This is a genomic window from Streptomyces sp. NPDC088254 (genome assembly GCF_044740925.1).
Classification (GTDB): Bacteria; Actinomycetota; Actinomycetes; order Streptomycetales; family Streptomycetaceae; genus Streptomyces.
This window is the reverse complement of record NZ_JBIURQ010000011.1, coordinates 41,349-61,870: the sequence shown is the minus strand read 5'-3', so window position 1 is coordinate 61,870 and position 20,522 is coordinate 41,349. Positions and strand designations below refer to the sequence as shown.

Here is a 20,522-nt window from a genome sequence, read left to right as displayed (position 1 = left end):
ACGTGGGGAAACTGACGGAATCCGGCAGTCGGCCCCTCCAAGGCGCCCCTCGCCCGTTGCTACCCTGCGTCGTCAACAGACCGCGTCCGGTAATACCTAGGGGTGTGCGTGAAGGTCGCCTGTGTCGGCGGCGGGCCCGCCGGCCTGTATCTCTCGATCCTGCTCAAACGGCAGGACCCGTCCCACGACATCACCGTCTACGAACGCAACCCGGAGGGATCCACCTACGGTTGGGGCGTCACCTACTGGCGGGCGCTCCTGGACCGGCTGCACGCCCACGACCCCGAGTCGGCCCGAGCCGTCGAGGCGAACTCCGTCCGCTGGACCCAGGGAGTCGCCCACGTAAGAGGACTGTCGACCCGTCAGCCCGGCGACGCCGGGCACGGCATCGGCCGCCACAAGCTGCTGGAGATCCTCGCCGACCGGGCCCGCGCCCTCGGAGTGCGCCTGGAGTTCGACCACGAGATCACCGCGGCGAACGTCCCCGACGCCGACCTCGTCGTGGCCGCCGACGGCGTCCACAGCGCCCTGCGCACCCACCACGCCGGGCACTTCGGCACCGAACTCACACCCGGCCGCAACCCCTACGTCTGGCTCGGCACCACAAAGGTCTTCGACTCCTTCACCTTCGCCTTCGTCGAGACCGACCACGGCTGGATCTGGTGCTACGGCTACCCCTTCAGCGACGAGCGGAGCACCTGCGTCATCGAGTGCGGCCCCGAGACCCTCGCCGGACTCGGCCTCGACCGCGCCTGCGAGCCCGGCGGGACCGCGGAGAGCGACGCCCTCGCCCGGCTGGAGAAGCTCTTCGCGCACATCCTCGACGGCCACCCCCTCACCGGGCGGGCGGCCGCCGACGGCAGCACCTCCTGGCTGAACTTCCGCACGCTCACCAACCGCACCTGGCACCGCGGCAACCTCGTCCTCCTCGGCGACGCCGCCCACACCACCCACTACTCCATCGGCGCCGGCACCACGCTCGCCCTGGAGGACGCCTTCGCGCTGGCCGCCGCCCTGCGCGAGTGCCCCGACCTTCCGCAGGCCCTCGCCCGGTACGAGCGGGTACGCCGGTCCGAGCTGCTCTCCCCGCAGAGCGCGGCCCGCTACAGCGCCCAGTGGTACGAGAACCTGGACCGCTACATCGGCCTCCCCCCGGAGCGGATGTTCGCCCTGCTCGGCCAGCGCCACTCGCCCCTGCTGCCGCACGTCCCGCCCCAGTTGTACTACCGGCTCGACCGGGCCGCCGGACAGCTGGAGTCGCTGCGCCGCCTCAAGCGCTGGCTCGGCCCCCGGCTCGCCCGCACCGCGCACGCCCGGGAACTCGCCTCACGCGAATGACCCACCGCGTAAGCGCTCTCCGCGCGCGACCCCTCGTACGCGCCCCCTGCCGCGGCCGGTCCGCGCCAGGGGGCGCGCGGGTGACAGACTTGCGCCATGGACGAGCGCGAATTCGGCAGGTCTCATCAGCACGCATCCGTCGTCGGTCTCGGCACCTGGCAGCTCGGCGCCGACTGGGGTGACGTCGACGACAAGGAGGCCCTCACCGTTCTGGAGGCGGCGGCCGAGTCGGGGGTGACCTTCTTCGACACCGCCGACGTCTACGGCGACGGACGCAGCGAGCAGACCATCGCCGCCTTCCTGAGCGGCCGGCCCGACCTGCATGTGCTGGTCGCCACGAAGATGGGCCGCCGCGTCGAACAGATCCCCCAGAACTACGTCCTGGACAACTTCCGCGCCTGGAACGACCGTTCCCGCCGCAACCTCGGCGTCGACCGCATCGACCTGGTGCAGCTGCACTGCCCGCCCACGCCCGTCTACTCGTCCGACGAGGTCTTCGACGCCCTGGACACCCTCGTGGAGGAGGAGCGCGTCGCCGCGTACGGCGTCAGCGTGGAGACCTGCGCGGAGGCCCTCACGGCGATCGCCCGCCCGGGCGTGGCCAGCGTCCAGATCATCCTCAACCCGTTCCGGATGAAGCCCCTCTACGAGGTGCTCCCCGCCGCCCGGGAGGCCGGCGTCGCCGTCATCGCGCGCGTCCCGCTCGCCTCCGGGCTGCTGTCCGGCAAGTACACCGAGGCCACCGTCTTCCCGGAGAACGACCATCGCACCTACAACCGGCACGGCGAGGCCTTCGACCAGGGCGAGACCTTCTCCGGCGTCGACTACGACACCGGGGTGCGCGCCGCCGCCGAGTTCGCCGCCCTCGCCCCCGAGGGCTGGACCCCGGCCCAGCTTGCCCTGCGCTGGATCGTCCAGCAGCCCGGCGTGACCACCGTGATCCCCGGCGCCCGCTCCCCCGAGCAGGCCCGCGCCAACGCGGCCGCCGCCAAGCTGCCCGACCTCCCCGGCGAGACGCTCGCCGCGATCCGGGAACTGTACGAGCGCCGGATCCGGCAGCACGTCGAAGGACGCTGGTAGCCGCGACGTCGGTAGCCGCACCGCCCCGCTGCGACCGTTCCGTCCCCCGCACCCCGCCCCGCCCGGCCGCCCGGGAAGCCGGGCGGAAGAAAACGCCGATCAGGGGGTACTCGCCGGACAGGAGACCCGAACGGTCATGGAACATCCGGGGAGGAACAGGTGACGGACACGTCAGCGGCGGTCGACCGGCGCAGAGGGCGCGACGAGACCGAGGAGGAGAGAGCGGACCGGAAGTGGGGGGAGCTGATCCAGGAGGTCCGCGTTGCCCAGACGGGCGTCCAGATCCTCTTCGGCTTCCTGCTCACCGTCGTGTTCACCCCGCGCTACACGCAACTGGCCGACATCGACCAGGTGATCTACATCGTGACGGTCGTCCTCGGCGCCTGCGCCACCGGCGCCCTCATAGGCCCGGTCTCCTTGCACCGGCTCGTCTCCGGCCGCCAGGTCAAGCCGCAGGCCGTCGTCTGGGCCTCCCGGATGACCTTCGTCGGCCTGATGCTGCTGCTCGCCACCATGACCTCGTCCCTGCTGCTGATCCTCAGGGTCGCGACCCACGACGGCTTCGTGCCCTACCTCGTCACCGCCGTGGTCGTGTGGTACCTGCTGATGTGGTTCGGCGTGCCGCTGTGGACGCGCCACCGCTACTCCTCGCGCTGAGCGCTGAGCGCTCAGCGCCGAGACCGGCCCCCCGCCCGCCCCGGCAGGGGGCCGGAGCACGTCACCCGAACGCGTCGCGCAGCGCCGGCAGCAGCGTCTTCTCGGACCAGTCCAGGTACGCGGGCTGCGAGTCGCCGCCGATCTGCACCAGGGCCACTTCGGTGAACCCGGCCTCGGCGTACGGGCGTACGGCCTCGACGAAGGCCTCGGGGTCGTCGCCGCAGGGGATCGCGGCGGACACGTCGTCGGGCTTGACGAACTGGGTCGCCCCCTCGAAGGAGTCGGGGTGCGGCAGCTCGGCGTTCACCTTCCAGCCGCTGCCGAACCAGCGGAACTGCGCGTGCGCCCGCTCCACCGCCGCCTCCCGGTCGCGGTCGTAGCACACCGGCAGTTGGCCCACGCGCGGCTTGCCCTTGCCGCCGTGCCGGTCGAACGCCTCCAGCAGGTCCGCCTTGGGCTCCGTCGCGATCACCAGGTCGCCCAGCCGTCCCGCCAGCTCGCACGACTGCTCACCGGAGACCGCGATGCCGATCTCCGGCGGCTGCTCGGGCAGGTCCCACAGCTTCGCCGACTCCACGTCGAAGTGGGTGCCGTGCCGCGTGACGTGTTTGCCGTCGAACAGCGCGCGGATGATCTCCACGGCCTCTTCCAGCATCTCGTGCCGTACGTCAACGGCGGGCCAACCGCCCCCCACCACATGCTCGTTGAGGTTCTCACCGGAGCCGAGGCCGAGCCGGAAACGGCCCTCGGACAGCAACTGGAGGGTCGCCGCCTTCTGCGCCACGACCGCCGGGTGGTAGCGGAAGGTCGGACAGGTCACGTACGTCATCAGCGGGATGCGCGACGTGGCCTGTGCGGCGGCGCCCAGCACACTCCACGCGTACGGCGCGTGGCCCTGGGACCGCAGCCACGGGAAGTAGTGGTCCGACGTCACCGAGAAGTCGAAACCGACCTCCTCGGCACGCACCACATGGTCGACCAGCTCCCGCGGGCCTGCCTGTTCGGTCATCATCGTGTATCCGATTCGCACCATGCGCCCCGAGTCCCCGGCCCGCGACGGTGGAAACAGGCCGCCGGCGGTGCGGAAAAAGACGTCGATAGGCAGCCGCCCGTGCGAAAGGATGCGTTCATGAGCGCGCGCCCCCTGCCCGTGAGCCAGCCGTCCGCCCAGGGTGTCGAAGCCGACGGCGTCCATGCCTTCCTCGACGCCGTCGACGCCTCCGAGGTCGTCGAACCGCACAGCCTGATGATCCTGCGGCACGACCACGTCGTGGCCGCCGGCTGGTGGGCGCCGTACACAGCGGACCGTCTCCATCTGCTGTACTCGCTCAGCAAGAGCTTCACGTCGACGGCCGCGGGCCTCGCCGTCGCCGAGGGCCTGATCGGGCTCGACGACCCGGTGCTGCGGTACTTCCCGGAACTCGACGCGGACGTCACCGACCCTCGCAGCCGCGCCCTGCGCGTGCGGCACGTGGCGTCCATGGCGAGCGGTCACGAGAGCGAGACGCTGGACCGGGCGCGCGCGCTCGACCCCGACGACCTCGTCCGGGGCTTCCTGCTGCTGCCGCCGGAGCGTGAGCCGGGCACGGTGTTCGCCTACAACCAGCCCGCCACCTTCACCCTCGCCGCGATCCTCCAGCGCGTCACCGGCGCCCGGCTCACCGACTGGCTGCGGCCCCGGCTGCTCGATCCGCTCGGCATCGGCGAGGTCGCCTGGCTGAGCGACCGCTCCGGTCGCGAGCTCGGCTTCAGCGGCCTGCACGGCGCCACCGACGCCGTCGCCCGGCTCGGCCTGCTGTACCTGCGCGAGGGCCGGTGGCAGGGGGAGCGACTGCTGCCCGCCGAGTGGGTCGCCGAGGCGACCCGCGCGCACATCCCGACGGCGGGCGCCATGGGCGACGGCGACCGGTCCGACTGGGACCGGGGCTACGGCCTGCAGTTCTGGCGCTCCCGGCACGGCTACCGCGGCGACGGGGCGTACGGGCAGTTCTGCCTGGTGCTGCCCGAGCAGGACGCGGTGATCGCCACGACCGCCGCGACCGACGACATGCAGGCTCTGCTGGACCTGGTCTGGGAACACCTCCTGCCGGCGTTCCGGCCCGGCCCGCTCACCGGCCGGGATCGCGCCGACGCGGCCCTCGCCGAGCGGCTCGCGGACCTCGCCCTGCCGCCGGCCGCCGGAAAGCCCGCGCCGCCCGAGCGGGCGGGGGAGTGGGAGGGCGCGCGGTTCACGCCGTACGGCGGTGTCTGCGCCGACCAGCCCGGCCTGACCGGCGTCGTCGTCACCGCCGACGGGGACGGCTGGGCGCTGACCCTGGAGGAGGACGGCCACCGCACCCTCCTGCGCCCGGGGCACGAGGGCTGGCGGGTGGCCGAGGAGCCGCTGCCCGTCGCGGTGAGCGGCGGCTGGACCGACGCCGGCGTTCTCACCGTGGACGCCGTCTTCCTGGAGACCCCGCACCGGCTGCGGGTGTCCTGCTCGCTCGCCGACCGCACCTTCACCGCCCGCTGGGAGACGCGGCCCCTGCACGCCGGACCGCTGCGCCGGATGCGCGCGCCCGCCCGCCCGGCACCGGGCGTCTCAGGCTGACGCGCCCCGGAAGGTCTTCAGGAACGCGGCGAGGGCCTGTTCGTTCTCCGCCTCGTCCCAGTCCGCGGCGGGCGTGGTCCAGCGCAGGGAGAAGCCGCGGTGGTCGCCGATGAGGAAGCCCCGGCCGAAGACCCGCACCTGCTTGCCGTGGACGTTCATGACCCACTCCATGTCGGCCGCCTTGTACCCCTGGTACGTCGTCGCCTCGATGTCGCCGATGCGGCGGAAGCCGTCCGTCTTGCGCAGCCCGGGCTCGACGGTCTCCCGCCAGACGGCCACCGGGTCGGGGCCGAGCACCTCGCTGTAGGTCACCGCGAGGGTGCGCGGGTCGCCCGCCGCTCCGAAGGTCACGCGGTAGGCGAGGTCGGAGGAGCGCGTGGTGTCCACCCGCTTGAAGTTCCCCGGCAGCGCGACCGAGAAGCCCTCGGGGGCGCGGTAGACGCGGAACCCGGCCGGCAGGGCGTCGGTGGTGCGGGTCGCGGAGGGCTTGGGGCTGGGCGACGGGCCGCGCGAGGCCGCGGGAGGCGACGCGGGGGCCGACGTCGCCGGCGTCGAGGGCACGGGCGGAGCCGGGGCCGGGGCGCTCGTCCCCCCGCCGCCCGGCGCACCCGGGGTCGCGCTGGGCGGGCTCTGCGCGTCGGTGGACGACGAGTCGTCGGTGCCGGGCAGCCGTCCGGTCGCCGCGAGCGCGGCCACCGCCACCGCGACGACGGCCAGCGCGGCCCCCGCGGTCACGGTCCGGCCGCTCCACCGGCTCCCGCCGAACCGTCCAGCGGGGTACGCGCGGGGCAGCCGCGTCTCGGCCACCGGCGTGTGCGGGTCCTCCTCCAGGGCGCGGTCGAGGGCCTGGCGCACCACCGGCCGGGTCAGGCGCTCCCGGGAGTCCTTGCGCAGCAGGCCCTGCACGGTCGGCGCCAGCGCTCCCGCCCGCACCGGGGTGCGCAACGGCAGCCGGTCCACGCCCTTCAGCGTGGCCTCGGGCCGGTCCCGGTCCCGGTACGGCGGCCGTCCCTCGACCATCGTGTACAGGATCGCGCCCAGCGCCCACAGGTCGGCCGCCGGGCCGATCCGCTCGTCCCGCGCCTGCTCCGGGGAGGCGTACGCCGGGGCGGCCAGGCGCGGGGCGAGGGTCGCGCCGGCGAGGCCGAACCCGGTGACGACGACCGGGCCGCGCGCCCGCACGTAGATCTGGCCGGGGCTGAGCTCGCCGTGGGTGATGCCCTCGCCGTGCGCGGCCTCCAGCACGTCGAGCACTTCCAGCCCGATGGCCGCGGCGCGGGCCGTCCGGAAGGCGCCCTTCTGTTCTATGAGCTGGCCGAGCGGCAGCCCGTCGATCCACTCGGTGACGGTCCACAGGGCGCCGTCCTCCGTGACGGCGTCGAGGACGGTGGCGACCCTGCCGGGGCACAGCCCTGCCATCGTCTGCGACATGCGCAGCACACGGTCGGCGGCCCGGAGCGCGTCCTCCGGATTCTGGCCCTCGGGCAGTCCGATCTCGGTGACCAGACACGGCCGGGGGCCGGCCGGGCCCTCCTCGTGCTCCCCGTACCAGCTGACGCGGTTCGTCTCGCGGTGGACGACGTCGAGCAGCCGGTACCGCCCGGCGACCAGCTCGTTCCTGGAGACATGCGCCTTGACCATGGCCATCCTTCGCTGAACCGCCGGAGTTCTCCTTTCCCAGTGGTACGGCGGCCGAGAGGTGCTGCGTTCAAAAGAACCGCGACTCCGCCATGATTCCTGTCTTTCATTCAAAAAAGGCCGAGCATATGTACGACGAAAGGAAATTACCTGGGGTCGTCCAGTGGTGTAACCAGCGGTAAACAACTCCGGACCGCTCTCGGGCGGCCTTCGGAAACACGTTCGCCGCGCTGCCGCGGATTGGCGTGGCGGAGGCCTCCGGCGGGTTTTTCGTATCTCACTCCAGCCCGAACCGCTCGACCCAGGACGAGATGTCCCCGGCCGACGCATTGCCCCCGCACACCACCAATCCGAGCCGGGCGTCGCCCCCGACCCGCTCCAGCACCTGCCGGGCGGCCGGCAGCAGACACCCGGCGGCCGGCTCGGCCCACACCTTGCCGTGCTCGGCGAACTCCACCGCCCCCCGCACCGCCTCCCGGTCCGGCACCACCAGCACCTCGCCCACCAGCGCGGCCACATGGTCGTACGTCAACCGCGAGACGGCGGGAGCGCTGAGCGTGGACACCACCGACGACAGCTCGACCGGCACCGGGCCGCCCGCCGCCAGCGCCCGGGACATCGCCTCCGCGCCCTCGGTCTCCACGCCCCAGACCCGCACCCCGGGCCGACGGGCCCGCAGGGCCGCCGCGACGCCGGAGATCAGCCCGCCGCCCCCGACGCTCACCAGGACGTCGGTCAGGCCGTCGTCCGCGTCCTCGTCCAGCTCCAGGCCGACCGTGCCCTGACCGGCGACGACCGCCGGATCGTCGAACGGGTGGACAAGCGTCAGCCCCTCCTCCCGCAACCGGTCCACCAGGGAGAACGCCTCCGCCATGCCGTCCGTCAGCCGCACCGACGCGCCCGCCTCCTCGGCGATCCGCACCGAACGCGCCGGCGCTGTCCGCGGCATCACCACGGTGGCCTTCACATCGAGCGCCGCGGCCATGACCGCCACCGCGATCCCGTGGTTGCCGCCGCTCACCGCCACCACCCCGGCCGCCCGCTCGGCCTCGCTCAGCGACAGCAGCTTCGCCGTCGCCCCGCGCGCCTTGAAGGAGCCGGTGCGCTGCAGCAACTCCAGCTTCACGGTGACGGGAGCGCCGAGCAGCGCGGACAGACCCGGGCTCGGCAGCGTCGGAGTGCGCAGCACGTGCCCGGCGATCCGCTCAGCCATGGCCTCGACGGCCGAGACCTCGAGCATGCCGGAGCCTTCTGTGACCTCGTCGACGTGGGGGATGCCGGCCAAGGCGACCACCTTTCCTGTTACGCGCTCACCGGGGCGCGCACTCCGCGTGCCCGCTTCGCACCCTTTCGCGTGGCGGCGGACCCGGTCAACCGCGGTTCACACCTCACGCCGCGCCAGGAAGTCCAACAGCGACCGCAGGTCGGCTGCGGCCCTCGCCTGCAGCGGGACGCCGTTGAGGGCCGCAGCCGCGGCGGTCGTCCGGCGGCGCGCCTCGGCGAGGGCCGCCGCACGGCCGCCTGCCAGATCCACCAGGGCGGCCGCCTCGGCGTGGTCGGTCCGCGACTCCAGAAGCCGGGCCAGTCGACGCGCCTCGGGGGTCGGGGACGCCAGGGCGGCCAGAATCGGGAAGGTCTTCTTGCCTTCGCGCAGGTCGCCGTGGACGGGCTTGCCGGTGACGGCCGGGTCGCCCCAGATGCCGAGCATGTCGTCGACGATCTGGAAGGCGACGCCCAGATGCCGGCCGGCCCGGTCCAGCGCCGTCACCGTCGTCTCCGGCGCGCCGCCGAGGGAGGCGCCCAGCGCGGCCGCGCAGCCGAGCAGCGCGCCCGTCTTGCCCTCGGCCATCGCCCGGTACTCGTGCGGCAGCACCCGCTGCGGTCCCCGGAAGGGGCGGGCGGCGAACAACAGATCGTCGGCCTGCCCGCGGACGAGTTCGGTGAGCGCTGCCGACAGCAGCCGTACGCCGGGCGCGCCGCCCGGAGCCGCGGCCAGCGTCTCCACGGCCAGGGCGAACAGGGCGTCGCCCGCGAGTACCGCCGGACCCGTGCCGTAGGCCTTCCAGACGGTGGGTCGCCGCCGACGCGTCGGATCACCGTCCATGATGTCGTCGTGGAGCAGGGAGAAGGTGTGCACCAGCTCCACGGCGACCGCCGCGGCCGTCCCGGCTCGCGCGGGCGCGCCGGCCGCCTCCGCCCCCAGCACCGCCAGGGCCTGCCGCAGCCCCTTCCCGCCGGAGGCGGCGGCGGGCGCCCCGCCGACCTCGCACCAGCCCAGGGAGTACGCCGCCATCTCACCCACCCAGGGGTGCAGCCGCCCCACGGCCTCGGTCAGAGCGGGCCGCACCAGGGTGCGGCACCGATCGAGGATCGAGGCCGGCACGGTCGGCGCGGCGGCGGTCGGGGAGGAGGTCGTCATCGCGCGGCCTCCGCGTCGAGGCCGAGTTCCTTCTGCGCCCGCGCCACCATCTCGCGCGCGTGCCGCAGGCCGATCCGCTCCAACCGTCCGGCGAGCTCGGCCAGTTCCGCCGCCGTCTCGGCGCGGTCGCGGCCCAGGCGGGCCAGCGACTTGGCCAGGCCGAGCCGGGCCAGTGCCTCCCCGCGCGGCTCGCTCATCGCGCCGAACTCGTCGAGCGCCAGCTCGTAGAGCTCCCGCGCCTCGGCGTAACGGCCCGCCCGGTACAGGACGTTGCCCCGCATCTTGTGGTTGTAGGCAAGCGCGCTGGACAGGTTCATCGTCCGGCACGTCGTCTCCGCCTCGGACAGCAGGACGAGGGCCCGCTCCACGTCGCCGTCGCGCGCCGAGGCGATGTCGGCCAGCCCGCGCAGCGCCCACGCGTGCCCTCGCCGGTCGTCCGCGCGCCCCGCTATCTCGGCGGCCTCCTCGAACAGCGCGTGGGCGGTGTCGTACGCGCCGGCGTTGCGGTGCATCTGTGCGATGCCCTCCAGCGCCCACACCGTGTGTCGCGCCTCGCCCCGCCTGCGGGCCTCGGCGAGCAGCTGCTCGTGCAGCCTGCCGACCGCCTCGTAGTCCCCCTGTATCCGGCCGGTCTCCGCGAGCCCGGCCAGCGAGTACCCGCGGACGACCACGTCCCCGGCGTGTTCGCCGAGCTCCGCGGCGAGCGCCAGCAGTCGCCGGGCCAGCGGGAACGAGCCCCGCTGGCGGGCCAGGGTGCCGCCGCTCCACAGCGCCCAGGCCATCGCCGCGGTGTCGTCGGCGTCCCGTGCGGCCCGGTAGCTCGCCTTCCAGGCCCGGTCCGCCTCCCGCACCTGCCCCAGCCGGCGGTGCGCCTCGGCCACGGCGAGGCCGGAACGGGCGGCCTCTGCGTGCTCCCCGGCCCGCTTCGCCGCCGCCAACCGCTCGGTGCCGGCGGCCAGTACGTCGACCAGGGAGGAGTTCACGGACAGGGTGGTGAGGGCGCCCTGGTACTCCGGGGCGAAAGCCTTGCCGTACATCGCGTCCTTTCGGCAATGATGTATACACTCTGCGTATACATGGCGTGTATAGTGCAGCGGACTTCAGCCCCGTGCCCCTGCGGGGGGAGGGGTGGAGTCGTGGTGTTCCGCTGTCGTCGATCAAGACGCGGGCCTCCCGGGCGGGGTTGCCTGTGAGGCGCAGATCACCCGCCCGGCCTCACCCCTACGGCGTGGCGGTGGCCGGCTGTGAGCCCGGCTCCGCCTCCGCGCTCCCCGGCATGTCCTCGGGTCGCTCGTACGGCGGTACGGCGCCCCGGTGGGCGTCGTCCTTGCCTGTGCGGGTGCGCCTGCCCGTACCGCAGAACGCCGACTCCAGTGTGCGCAGCATCGTGTTGTGGACGCGGGAGTTGTTGGAGGCGTTGGACAGCGCGGCCAGGCTGCGGCGGCCGTCCGACGAGGTGAACGCGTACGTGTAGTAGCCCTGCACCGCGCCCGTGTGCCCGTACACGGACACCCCGCACGACAGGTCCCGCCGCCGCAGCCCCAGTCCGTACGCCTGATGAGCGCCCGCGGGCGTCCACCGCCGCATCTGCGCCAGCGCCGCCGCCGAGGTCAGCCGGCCGCGTTGCAGGGCCGCCAGGAACGTGGTGAGGTCCCGGGTGCTGGAGATGAGGGCGCCCGCGCTCTGCGCCCAGGACACCGTCTGCCGCGTCGCGTCGACCAGCGCGGTGGCCGGCGCGTCCGGGGTGAGGTAGCCGCGCGTGTGGACGCCGGGGATGCCGGTGCCCGGATGCACGTAGAAGGTGTCCCGCAGCTTCAGCGGTCCGATGATCCGGCTCTGGTACGCCGCGCCCACCGGGCGCCCGGTGAGCTTCTCGATCAGCATCCCGGCGACGACGAAGTTGGTGTTGGAGTACGAGTACGCGCCGCCGGGCGCGGTCGTGCGCGGCCGGCGCAGCGAGCGGTCCAGGAGCTGACGATAGGTGAACACCTTGGTGCGCACGGCCTCGAAGCCGGCCACGCTCCGGGCGAACATGTCGTTGCTGTAGTCGTACAGACCGCTGCGGTGGCTCAGCACGTGCCGGACCGTGATCCGGCCGTCGGGAAGGAGCCTCGGCAGATAGCGGTTGACCGGCGCGTCGAGGGAGAGCCTGTGCTCGTCGACGAGTTGCAGCAGCACGACCGCCGAGAACACCTTGGTGACGCTGCCGATGCGGAAGCGGTCGCCGGCGGTCAGGGCGCGGCCCGTCTTCCGGTCCGAGACGCCCACGGCGAGCCGGTGGACACTCCCGCCGTCGTCGAGCAGCGCCGCCGCCCCCGGGGCGCCCTGGCCCACCGCCGTGCGCAGGACGCCCCGCAGCCCCGCGAGATCGGGCTTCGGCGGCGCGGCCTGCGCGGGTACCGCCGGCAGGGCGGCCAGCGCGGCCCCCAGCGACACACACAGTGCCGCGCTTCTCAACTTTCCGAACACCCCGAGTGACATGCTTCCTGTCCCGTCACATCTCCGCGGCCGATGCGCAGTCGGTGACCGACGGGTCACCTCGCGTGGTCGGCCCAGTATGTGCGCGGGGACGGAAGAAAGCGATCATTTGGGCGTGCGCGCCCCGGTGTTCGGCGCGGAGGCCGTCGGTTCAGGCGCGGAGGCCGCAGGTTCAGCTGTGCAGCGAGCGCGCCCAGTCCGCCGGCACCCGGCCCGCCGGGCCCGGCGCCGGCTGGCCCTCCGGACGGCTGACCGGCGGGGCCAGTTCGAGCCCGGAGTCGAACAGCTCCTCGGCGCCGTAGTCCCAGAACCACTCCTCGCCCGGCTCGAAGCTGCGCACCAGGGGATGCCCGGTCGCCTTCCAGTGGGCGGTGGTGTGCCGGCCGGGGGAGGAGTCGCAGCAGCCGATGTGCCCGCACGAGGCGCAGCGCCGCAGATGGAACCACCAGCCGCCCGCGGCGTCGCACTCGACGCAGCCGGCGCCGCTCGGCGGGACGTCCGGGTCGATGGCGAGGGCGTCGGTCATACGGGCTCCTCCGCTGATGCGCGGTCCTCTGTGATCATGTTCTCGTCGTCGGGCCCGGCCTCTTCCGGATCCGGCGCCGTCAGCGGCAGCAGGACCTGGAAGCGGGTGTCGCCCGGCACGGACTCGACGTGGATGCCGCCGTGGTGCTTGTTGACGACGATCCGCCAGGAGATGTCCAGGCCCAGCCCGGTGCCCTCGCCCACCGGCTTGGTGGTGAAGAACGGGTCGAAGATGCGGTCCCGGACGTCCGCCGGGATGCCCGGCCCCGTGTCGCGGAACTCCACCAGCAGCCGGTCCGCCTCCCGCGCCGTCCGCACGGTCAACGTCCCTTCGCCACCGGCGCTGTTGATGGCGAAGACGGCGTTGTCGACGAGGTTCGTCCACACCTGGTTGAGCTCCGCCGGGTACGCCGGCACCTTCGGCGCCCCGCGGTCGTAGTCCTTGACGACCTCGATGCGCCGGCCGATCTTGCCCGAGAGCATCAGCAGGGTGCTGTCGAGGAGTTCGTGGACGTCGACGACGCGGTACGGGGCCCGGTCGAGCTGCGAGTACTGCTTGGCGGCGTCCACCAGTTGGGAGATGCGGGTGGTGGAGTCGTCGATCTCGTCCATCAACAGCTCGGTCTCCACGGTGTAGTTGAGCCACCCGATCGCGCCCGGCAGGATGTCGGCGGCCACCGCCGCGGCGACCTGCTCCAGCCAGTCCACGTCCAGACCGGCCTGCACGAACGTCGGCGCGATCCGCCAGCCGTCCGGGATGTCGTGGTCGTCGAGCCAGTCGGTCAGCTCGTCCTCCCGGTCGGAGGCCTCCAGCGGACTCAACACCGGTGCCTTCGCGACTTGTTCGGCGGTGCGTTCCTGGATCTCGATGAGCTCCGCGAGTGTCTCCGGCGAGTACGAGCCCTGCGCGATGACGGCGAGCTTGTGCCGCATCTTCGCCACCCGCTCCCGCAGCGTCGCCGTGGCCCGGACCGCCGCCGCGGCCGGGTTGTTCAGCTCGTGCGTGAGCCCCGCGGACAACGAGCCCAGGGCGAGCAGTCGTTCACGCTGCCCGATGGCCCGCTGGGTGTTCTTCGTGCCGAAGAACAGCCCCTCCAGCAGATGCGCGGCCATCGGGAACCACTCCTGCATGACGTCCGCGAACGACTGCGCGGGCAGCACGAAGAACCGCGTCGGCTCCGTCACCCGCATCGAGTTGGTGTAGACCTGCGGCACCCGGTCCCCGAGGTAGGCCTGCATGGCCCCGGAGTACACCCCGCGCTGCGAGGAGCGCACCACCTCGACGTCGTCGCCGCCGACCCGGCGGGACAGCACCACCGTGCCCTCGATCATCACGTAGAAGCAGGTCGCCGGGTCGCCCTCCGCGTACACCGGCCCCGGGTCGAACTTCTCCACCCGCCCCTCGGCGCACAGCCGTCCCAACTGCTCCGGGGAGAGCTTCTCGAACAGGAACAGCGCGCCGATCTCGCCCGGGCTGCAGGGCATCGCCCGCCCGCTCACGACTGCTCCAGATACCGGTGCACGAGCATCACGGCCATGGCTCCCTCTCCGACGGCGGAGGCGACCCGCTTCGCGGACTCCGCACGCGCGTCGCCCGCCACGAACACGCCCGGAACGCTGGTCTCCAGGTGGTACGGCGGCCGGTCCAGCTCCCAGCCCGCCGGCGGCCGCCCGTCCGGCGTGAGATCGGGCCCGGCGAGGATGAACCCGCGCCCGTCGCGCAGCACCGTGCCGTCCAGCCAGTCCGTCAGCGGGGCCGCGCCGATGAACACGAACATCCACTGCGCGTCGACCAGTTCGGTCGCCCCGCTCTCCACGTCCCGCAGCGTCAGCCGCTCCAGATGGCCGTCGCCGTGCGCCTCGTCGACGACCGTGCCGCAGCGCACCGAGATGTTGGGCGCCTCACCGAGCTGCTGGATCAGGTAGTACGACATCGACGCCGTCAGGTCGGGGCCGCGCACCAGCAGCGTCACCGACTTCGCGCCCCGGGACAGGTACATCGCCGCCTGGCCCGCGGAGTTTGCGCCGCCCACGATGTACACGTCCTGTCCCTGGCAGGAGGCCGCCTCGGTGAGCGCCGACCCGTAGAACACCCCGCAGCCGGTCAGCTCGTCCAGGCCGGGCGCCCGCAGCTCCCGGTACGACACTCCGGTCGCCAGGATCACGCTGTGTGCGGCGATCGCCGAGCCGTCGGAGAACCGGACCACGCGCGCCGCCCCGTTGACGTCGAGCCCCGTGACCTCGCGCGCGGTGAGGATCTCGGCGCCGAACTTCGTCGCCTGACGGCGCGCCCGGTCGGTGAGTTGCGCTCCGGAGACGCCGTCGGGGAAGCCGAGGTAGTTCTCGATCCGCGAGCTCTGCCCGGCCTGCCCACCCGTCGCCGAACGCTCCACCAGCACCGTCCGCAGCCCCTCCGAGGCCCCGTACACCGCCGCGCCGAGCCCGGCCGGGCCGCCGCCGATCACCACCAGGTCGTAGAAGTCGGCCGTCGGCGTCGTCGCCAGGCCGACCCTCGACGCCAGCTCGGGCGCGTCCGGCTCGATCAGCGGCGTGCCCTCGGCGGTGATCACCAGCGGCAGCCGCTGCCCGTCCTGCCCCGCCGCGGCCAGCAGCCGCCGCCCCTCCGGCTCGTCGGAGGAGTACCAGCGGTAGGGCACCTGGTTGCGGGCCAGGAACTCCCTCACCTCGGAGGAGCGCGCCGACCAGCGGTGGCCCACCACCTTGGTGCTGGGCACCGGCCGGTGGTCGCTCGCCCGCCACGCCGCCAACAGGTCGTCCACCACCGGGTAGAGCTTCTCCTCGGGCGGGTCCCACGGCTTGAGCAGATAGTGGTCGAGGTCGACTACGTTGATCGCGTCGATCGCCGCGTCGGTGTCGGCGTACGCCGTCAGCAGCACCCGCCGCGCGCCCGGGTACACGTCCAGCGCCTGTTCGAGGAACTCGATGCCGTTCATCTGCGGCATCCGGTAGTCGGCGAGGATCACGGCGACCAGGTCCCCGCGCAGTTTCAGCTCCCGCAGCGCCTCCAGGGCGGACTCGCCGGACTCCGCGCGCACGATCCGGTACCCGGCGCCGTAACGACGCCGCAGGTCACGGGCGACGGCGCGGGAGACCCCCGGGTCGTCGTCCACGGTCAGGATGACGGTCCGCGCTGGTTCGGCGGCCTGTGCCATACGTCTCCACCCCGAGAACGGTCAGAACGCGCCGCACGGCAAGCCCCGCGCGGGCTCCAGCCATCGTATGTTCGATCGCCCCGGACCGCTGCGGGACCGGGGGAGAGGGTGCGCCCCTGGTTCAGGTCCCGGCACTCTCGGGCAAGGTCTCGCCGGGTGCGCGGCGCTCGTTCCCTCTCCGGGCGTCCGACCGGCCGGGCGGTGGTGAAGACTGGGCGGGCACGATCGACGACGACACTCAGGAGGCAGCGGGATGACGCGCCCGATCACGGCAGGGGTCGACGGGACGGAAGAGAGCCTCGCGGCACTCGCCTGGGCGGCACGGGAGGCCGTCCGGCGGGACCGGGCGCTGCGGGTGGTGCACGCCTGGCGATTCCAGCCGAACACGGCCGCCGAGTTGGCCGACCGGGACGCGCAGGAGCAGTGGGTGCGGGCCGAGGTGCAGCAGGCCGCCGCCGAGGTCGCCGCACGGCACCGGGGCCTCGATGTCACCACCGACGTGCTGGAGGGCGACCCGGTCGACACGCTCACCGAGGCCGTCGCGCAGGCCGAGACGCTGGTGCTGGGCTCGCGCGGCCACGGCCCGGTCGTCGGGTTCCTGCTCGGCTCGGTGGGCCAGCAGGTGATCGCCGAGGCCACCCGCCCGGTCGTCCTGGTCCGCGCCGGCGACAAGCCCAGCGACGAGGTCGCCGGGCACGAGATCGTCGTCGGCCAGCAGGGCGCCCCCGAGGACAGCGCGCCCGCCCTGCGGTTCGCGTTCGAGACGGCCGCCGCCCGCGGCGCCTCCGTGCGCGTCGTCCGCGCCTGGACGCTGCCGCCGCTGTTCTCCTACAGTCCCGCCTCCCTCAAGCTCCTCGACGACGCCGGCGGCCTGGAGCCGTACGAGCGCAAGGCGCTGACCGACGCCCTCGCCCCCTGGCGGGAACGCTTCCCCGACGTGCCGGTGGTCGAGCACGTGGAGATCGGCAGCGCGGGCCAGGTGCTGCTGTCGGTGTCCGGGCGGGCCCAGCTGATGGTCGTCGGCCGGCGCGCCCACCGCACCGCCGTCGGCGCCCGCATCGGCTCCGTCGCCCACGGCGTCCTGCACCATGCGGACTGCCCGGTCGCCGTCGTCCCGCACGACTGAGCGGGCGGGATCACTGCGGGAGGGTCGGCTCCAGCGTCTCGCGCGCCTTGGGGAGAATCTTCTCGATGTAGTCGGTGACGGCCGTGTCGAGCCCTATGTCGTGCTGCGCCCGCTCCGAGAGGAACCAGCGGTGCTCCAGCAGCTCGTGGTAGATCTCCGCGGGGTCCATGGAGCCGCGCAGCTCGACCGGCACGGCCCGCACCGTCGGCCGGAACACGTCCCGCACCCAGCGGTGCGCGAGCACCTCGGGGCGGGCGGCGAGGGGGTCGCCGGGCGCGTAGTCGTCCTGGGTGGCCATCCAGCTCTCCAGGTCGCTCAGCAGCCGCCGGGCCTGGTTCTCCTCGGCGTCCAGGCCCGTCAGCCGCAGCAGCTGCCGCTGGTGGTGGCCGGCGTCGACGACCTTGGGCACGAAGGTGACCGAGTCGCCGCCCTGGGAGTGCTCGATCTGCATCTCGGCCACGTCGAAACCGAGTTCGTTGAGGCGGCGGATGCGGCGTTCGATGTAGTGGTACTTGCCCGCCGGGTAGACGGAGGTGCGGGTCAGCTCCTCCCACAGCCGGTGGTAGCGGGCGCAGATCTCCATCCCGAACTCCACCGGGTCCACCGACGGGTGCAGCGCGCCCGACGCCTCCAGGTCGAGCAGCTCGCCGCTGATGTTGACCCGGGCGAGATCGAGGTCGTAGTCGCGCTGCCCGTTGCTCAGCTGCGGATGCAGGTCACCGGTCTCGGCGTCGACCAGGTAGGCGGCGTACGCGCCCGCGTCGCGTCGGAAGAGCGTGTTGGACAGCGAGCAGTCGCCCCACGCGAACCCGGCGAGGTGCAGCCGCACCAGCAGCACCGCGAGGGCGTCCATCAGCCGGTGCATGGTGGCCGGCCGCATGGTCGTCTCGAACATCGACCGGTACGGCATCGAGCCGCCCAGGTGCCGGGTCACGAGCACCGACTCCAGCGGGCCGCCGGAGCCGTCGGCGCGGCCGGTGACGACGGCCAGCGCGTCGACGGCCGGAATGCTCAGCCGGTCCAGGTCGCGCAGCAACTCGTACTCCCGCAGCGCCGGGCGCTCCGCCAGCTCCTTGACGGCGATCACCTCGGCGCCGGCGCGGGCGTAGCGCACCACGTGGCGCGAGATGCCGCGCGGCAGCGGCACGAGGATGTCCTCGGGCCACTCCTCCAGCGGCAGGTGCCAGGGCAACTCCAGCAGGAGGGCCGGGTGCTCCGGGTTTGTGGCGCTGATCTGCAAAGCCATGGCCCGACTTTAGACGGCGCGTTCCCGGGCGCGGTCGGCCGCCTCCCGCACGGAGCCCCGGTGGACCGGGCCGTGCCCGGGCAGCAGCACGTCGGCCGGGAGTTCCCCGATCACGTCCAGGGAGGCGACGGCGCGGTCCCGATCGTGGTGGAACATCGCGGGCAGCAGTTGCGGGCCCTTCAGCCGGGAGGTGGCGTGACCGCTGACCAGGGCGTCGCCCGAGACCACCACGCCCGCCTCGGGGAGGTGGAACACGGCGTGGCCGTCGGTGTGGCCGGGGGTGTGCACGGGCACGGGCCGGCCGGGCAGGTCCAGCGGGCCGGACGCGGCGGGGAAGGGCTCGGGCGCGGCGACCGGGCGCCGCTCGGTGCCGCCGGAGCGCAGCGCGTGCACCGCCCACGGCAGGACACCGGGACGCCAGCCGTTGGCCAGCACCGTGCCCACGCTCACCTGCTGGAGGAACTCCCGCCGTGCGTGGGGGACTTCGGCCGGGTGCAGGAGGACGGGGGCGCCGTGGGCCGTGCGCAGGTGCTCGGCGGAGCCCAGGTGGTCGTTGTGGGCGTGGGTGACGAGCACGGCCACGATCGCCTCCGGTGAACCGCCCACCTGCGCGAGGGAGTCGAGCAGCCGCTCCCGGTCGGCCGGGTAGCCGGTGTCGATGAGGGTGACCGCGTCCCCCTCGGTGAGGATCACCCAGTTGGTCTCGCCGCCGTGCACCAGGTAGGCGCCGTCCGCCACTTGCCGTACGTCTGCCCGCATGCTCGTCCCGTGGGGTGAGGTCCGTACCCGACAGGAGACAGCAAAGCAGACCCCGGCGGAGCTAGCGGACGCCGCGCGGGCGGAACTGGATGCTGATGCGGGGGCCCGTGGCGCGGGTGGATTTGGGGATGCTGTGTTCCCAGGTCCGCTGGCAGGAGCCGCCCATGACGATCAGGTCTCCGTGCCCGAGCGGCCGTCGTACGGTCTCGCCGCCGCGCACGGGGCGCAGCAGCAGATCGCGGGGCGAGCCGACGGAGAGGATCGCGACCATGGTGTCCTCGCGCGACCCCCGGCCGATGCGGTCGCCGTGCCAGGCGACGCTGTCCCGGCCGTCGCGGTAGTGGCACAGGCCGGCGGTGACGAAGGGCTCGCCCAGCTCCTCGGCGTAGTGGGCGTTCAGCGCGGCGCGGGCCTCGTCCAGCACGGGGTGGGGGAGCGGGTCGTCCGGCCCGTAGAAGGCGAGCAGCCGGGGGACGTCCACCACCTGGTCGTACATGTGCCGGCGCTCGGCCCGCCAGGGCACGTCGGCGGCCAGCTGTTCGAACAGCGCGTCCGAGCCGGCGAGCCAGCCCGGCAGCACGTCGATCCAGGCGCCTGTGTCCAGCGCCGTCCGGCGGATCCCGTCCAGGGAGCCGAGGCGCAGCTCGTCGGTCTGGTCGAAGAGGGAGCCCTGAAGGTGCCTGCTCATGGCGTCCAGCGTACTCCTGAATCGAAAATATGTTCCATCGCGAGATCCCTCGGCCGGGCGTATTGCTCGAAGGTCTTTTCGATACGCCGGTGTATCCGATACATTCGCGTATCGAACGGAGGTCCGACACCATGGCGGCGGAGCAGGCGGCGCAGCACCCGGCGGAGCCGGCGGCCGGGCGTGTCACCAGGCGCCGGGTGCGCACCCGCGCCAACCTGCTCGACGCGGCCTTCCGGGTGTTCGCCGCGAAGGGCTTCGGACGGGTCTCCATCGAGGAGGTCTGCGAGGCCGCGGGCTACAGCCGGGGCGCCTTCTACTCCAACTTCGCCAGCCTGGACGAACTGTTCTTCGCGCTGTACCGGCAGCGCGCGGACCTGATCGCCCGCCAGGTCGCCGACGCCCTCGCCGGCGACGGACCCGACCTCGACGTGCCCGCCTCCGTGGACCGCGTCACCGAGGTGCTCCTCCTCGACCTCGACTGGCTCCTGGTGAAGACCGACTTCCTGGTCCACGCCGCCCGCGACCCCTCCGTGGCGCAGACCCTGCTGGAACACCGCTCCCGGCTGCGCGAAGCCGTCGCCGACCGGCTCGCCCGGGCCCGCGGCCGCGCCGCGCTGCCCGCCGTGCTCGGCGACGCCGACTCGGCCGCCCACGCGGTGGTCGCCGCGTACGACGGGGTCACCACCCAACTGCTGCTGGACAAGGACGTCGACGGCGCCCGCGCCTGGCTCAAGCAACTGCTCACCGCGCTGCTGACCGACGGCAGCGGCACCCCGCGATGACCGGGGAAAGAACGGCTCCCCAC

Annotated in this window: 18 protein-coding genes; 6 read left to right on the top strand and 12 right to left on the bottom strand. The window is 73.3% G+C overall.

Annotation, left to right across the window (positions count from 1 at the left end; all coding sequences use genetic code 11):
- Positions 1 to 102: 102 nt before the first annotated feature.
- The 3 genes from ACIOC0_RS29395 to ACIOC0_RS29385 all read left to right on the top strand — a co-directional run bounded on the left by ACIOC0_RS29395 (position 103) and on the right by ACIOC0_RS29385 (position 3,075).
- Positions 103 to 1,338: an FAD-dependent monooxygenase gene (locus tag ACIOC0_RS29395; RefSeq protein ID WP_402158775.1), complete on the top strand. Its 1,236-nt coding sequence runs from the start codon at positions 103 to 105 to the stop codon at positions 1,336 to 1,338.
- 96 nt (positions 1,339 to 1,434) lie between these two features.
- On the top strand, positions 1,435 to 2,418 hold the full coding sequence (locus ACIOC0_RS29390) for an aldo/keto reductase (protein WP_402158774.1): 984 nt from the start codon (positions 1,435 to 1,437) through the stop codon (positions 2,416 to 2,418).
- A 159-nt stretch (positions 2,419 to 2,577) separates the two neighbouring features.
- Positions 2,578 to 3,075, top strand: coding sequence for a DUF6328 family protein (locus ACIOC0_RS29385; RefSeq protein ID WP_402158773.1), 498 nt, complete (start codon positions 2,578 to 2,580; stop codon positions 3,073 to 3,075).
- 61 nt (positions 3,076 to 3,136) lie between these two features.
- Here ACIOC0_RS29385 and ACIOC0_RS29380 read toward each other — a convergent pair whose 3' ends face one another.
- Positions 3,137 to 4,108 (bottom strand): LLM class F420-dependent oxidoreductase, encoded by a 972-nt coding sequence (locus tag ACIOC0_RS29380; RefSeq protein WP_402158772.1) that lies wholly within the window; start codon positions 4,106 to 4,108, stop codon positions 3,137 to 3,139.
- A gap of 96 nt (positions 4,109 to 4,204) precedes the next feature.
- Between ACIOC0_RS29380 and ACIOC0_RS29375 the strand changes: the two genes are divergently transcribed.
- Positions 4,205 to 5,665, top strand: coding sequence for a serine hydrolase domain-containing protein (locus tag ACIOC0_RS29375; RefSeq protein WP_402158771.1), 1,461 nt, complete (start codon positions 4,205 to 4,207; stop codon positions 5,663 to 5,665).
- On the opposite strand, the gene ACIOC0_RS29370 is transcribed toward ACIOC0_RS29375, so the two are convergent.
- The 8 genes from ACIOC0_RS29370 to ACIOC0_RS29335 all read right to left on the bottom strand — a co-directional run bounded on the left by ACIOC0_RS29370 (position 5,657) and on the right by ACIOC0_RS29335 (position 15,898).
- Positions 5,657 to 7,312: a serine/threonine protein kinase gene (locus ACIOC0_RS29370; RefSeq protein WP_402158770.1), complete on the bottom strand. Its 1,656-nt coding sequence runs from the start codon at positions 7,310 to 7,312 to the stop codon at positions 5,657 to 5,659. The two genes, ACIOC0_RS29375 and ACIOC0_RS29370, sit on opposite strands and share 9 nt — an antisense overlap.
- A 268-nt stretch (positions 7,313 to 7,580) precedes the next feature.
- Positions 7,581 to 8,543, bottom strand: a complete 963-nt coding sequence (locus tag ACIOC0_RS29365; protein WP_402159064.1) for a threonine/serine dehydratase — start codon at positions 8,541 to 8,543, stop codon at positions 7,581 to 7,583.
- A 141-nt stretch (positions 8,544 to 8,684) separates the two neighbouring features.
- A complete protein-coding gene (locus tag ACIOC0_RS29360; protein ID WP_402158769.1) occupies positions 8,685 to 9,722 on the bottom strand; it encodes a polyprenyl synthetase family protein in 1,038 nt (345 codons plus the stop codon).
- Positions 9,719 to 10,759, bottom strand: a complete 1,041-nt coding sequence (locus ACIOC0_RS29355; protein ID WP_402158768.1) for a tetratricopeptide repeat protein — start codon at positions 10,757 to 10,759, stop codon at positions 9,719 to 9,721. Before ACIOC0_RS29355 ends, ACIOC0_RS29360 begins: the two co-directional genes overlap by 4 nt.
- Positions 10,760 to 10,943: 184 nt before the next feature.
- Positions 10,944 to 12,203 carry a serine hydrolase domain-containing protein gene (locus ACIOC0_RS29350; protein ID WP_402158767.1) on the bottom strand — a complete coding sequence of 420 codons (1,260 nt, stop codon included), beginning with the start codon at positions 12,201 to 12,203 and terminating at the stop codon, positions 10,944 to 10,946.
- A 169-nt stretch (positions 12,204 to 12,372) separates the two neighbouring features.
- Positions 12,373 to 12,726, bottom strand: a complete 354-nt coding sequence (locus ACIOC0_RS29345) for a UBP-type zinc finger domain-containing protein (RefSeq protein WP_402158766.1) — start codon at positions 12,724 to 12,726, stop codon at positions 12,373 to 12,375.
- Positions 12,723 to 14,210 (bottom strand): ATP-binding protein, encoded by a 1,488-nt coding sequence (locus tag ACIOC0_RS29340; RefSeq protein ID WP_402158765.1) that lies wholly within the window; start codon positions 14,208 to 14,210, stop codon positions 12,723 to 12,725. Before ACIOC0_RS29340 ends, ACIOC0_RS29345 begins: the two co-directional genes overlap by 4 nt.
- Positions 14,211 to 14,221: 11 nt before the next feature.
- Positions 14,222 to 15,898, bottom strand: a complete 1,677-nt coding sequence (locus ACIOC0_RS29335) for an FAD-dependent oxidoreductase (protein ID WP_402158764.1) — start codon at positions 15,896 to 15,898, stop codon at positions 14,222 to 14,224.
- Between the two features lie 253 nt (positions 15,899 to 16,151).
- Between ACIOC0_RS29335 and ACIOC0_RS29330 the strand changes: the two genes are divergently transcribed.
- Positions 16,152 to 17,024, top strand: coding sequence for a universal stress protein (locus tag ACIOC0_RS29330; RefSeq protein WP_402158763.1), 873 nt, complete (start codon positions 16,152 to 16,154; stop codon positions 17,022 to 17,024).
- Between the two features lie 10 nt (positions 17,025 to 17,034).
- Here ACIOC0_RS29330 and ACIOC0_RS29325 read toward each other — a convergent pair whose 3' ends face one another.
- From ACIOC0_RS29325 to ACIOC0_RS29315, 3 genes are all read right to left on the bottom strand, one after another.
- Positions 17,035 to 18,270, bottom strand: coding sequence for a DUF4032 domain-containing protein (locus ACIOC0_RS29325; protein WP_402158762.1), 1,236 nt, complete (start codon positions 18,268 to 18,270; stop codon positions 17,035 to 17,037).
- A 9-nt stretch (positions 18,271 to 18,279) separates the two neighbouring features.
- Positions 18,280 to 19,029 carry an MBL fold metallo-hydrolase gene (locus tag ACIOC0_RS29320; protein ID WP_402158761.1) on the bottom strand — a complete coding sequence of 250 codons (750 nt, stop codon included), beginning with the start codon at positions 19,027 to 19,029 and terminating at the stop codon, positions 18,280 to 18,282.
- Positions 19,030 to 19,090: 61 nt separating this feature from the next.
- Positions 19,091 to 19,717, bottom strand: a complete 627-nt coding sequence (locus tag ACIOC0_RS29315) for an alpha-ketoglutarate-dependent dioxygenase AlkB (RefSeq protein ID WP_402158760.1) — start codon at positions 19,715 to 19,717, stop codon at positions 19,091 to 19,093.
- A gap of 131 nt (positions 19,718 to 19,848) precedes the next feature.
- Here ACIOC0_RS29315 and ACIOC0_RS29310 point away from each other — a divergent pair, with 131 nt between their 5' ends.
- A complete protein-coding gene (locus tag ACIOC0_RS29310) occupies positions 19,849 to 20,499 on the top strand; it encodes a TetR/AcrR family transcriptional regulator (RefSeq protein WP_402158759.1) in 651 nt (216 codons plus the stop codon).
- Positions 20,500 to 20,522 lie beyond the last annotated feature (23 nt).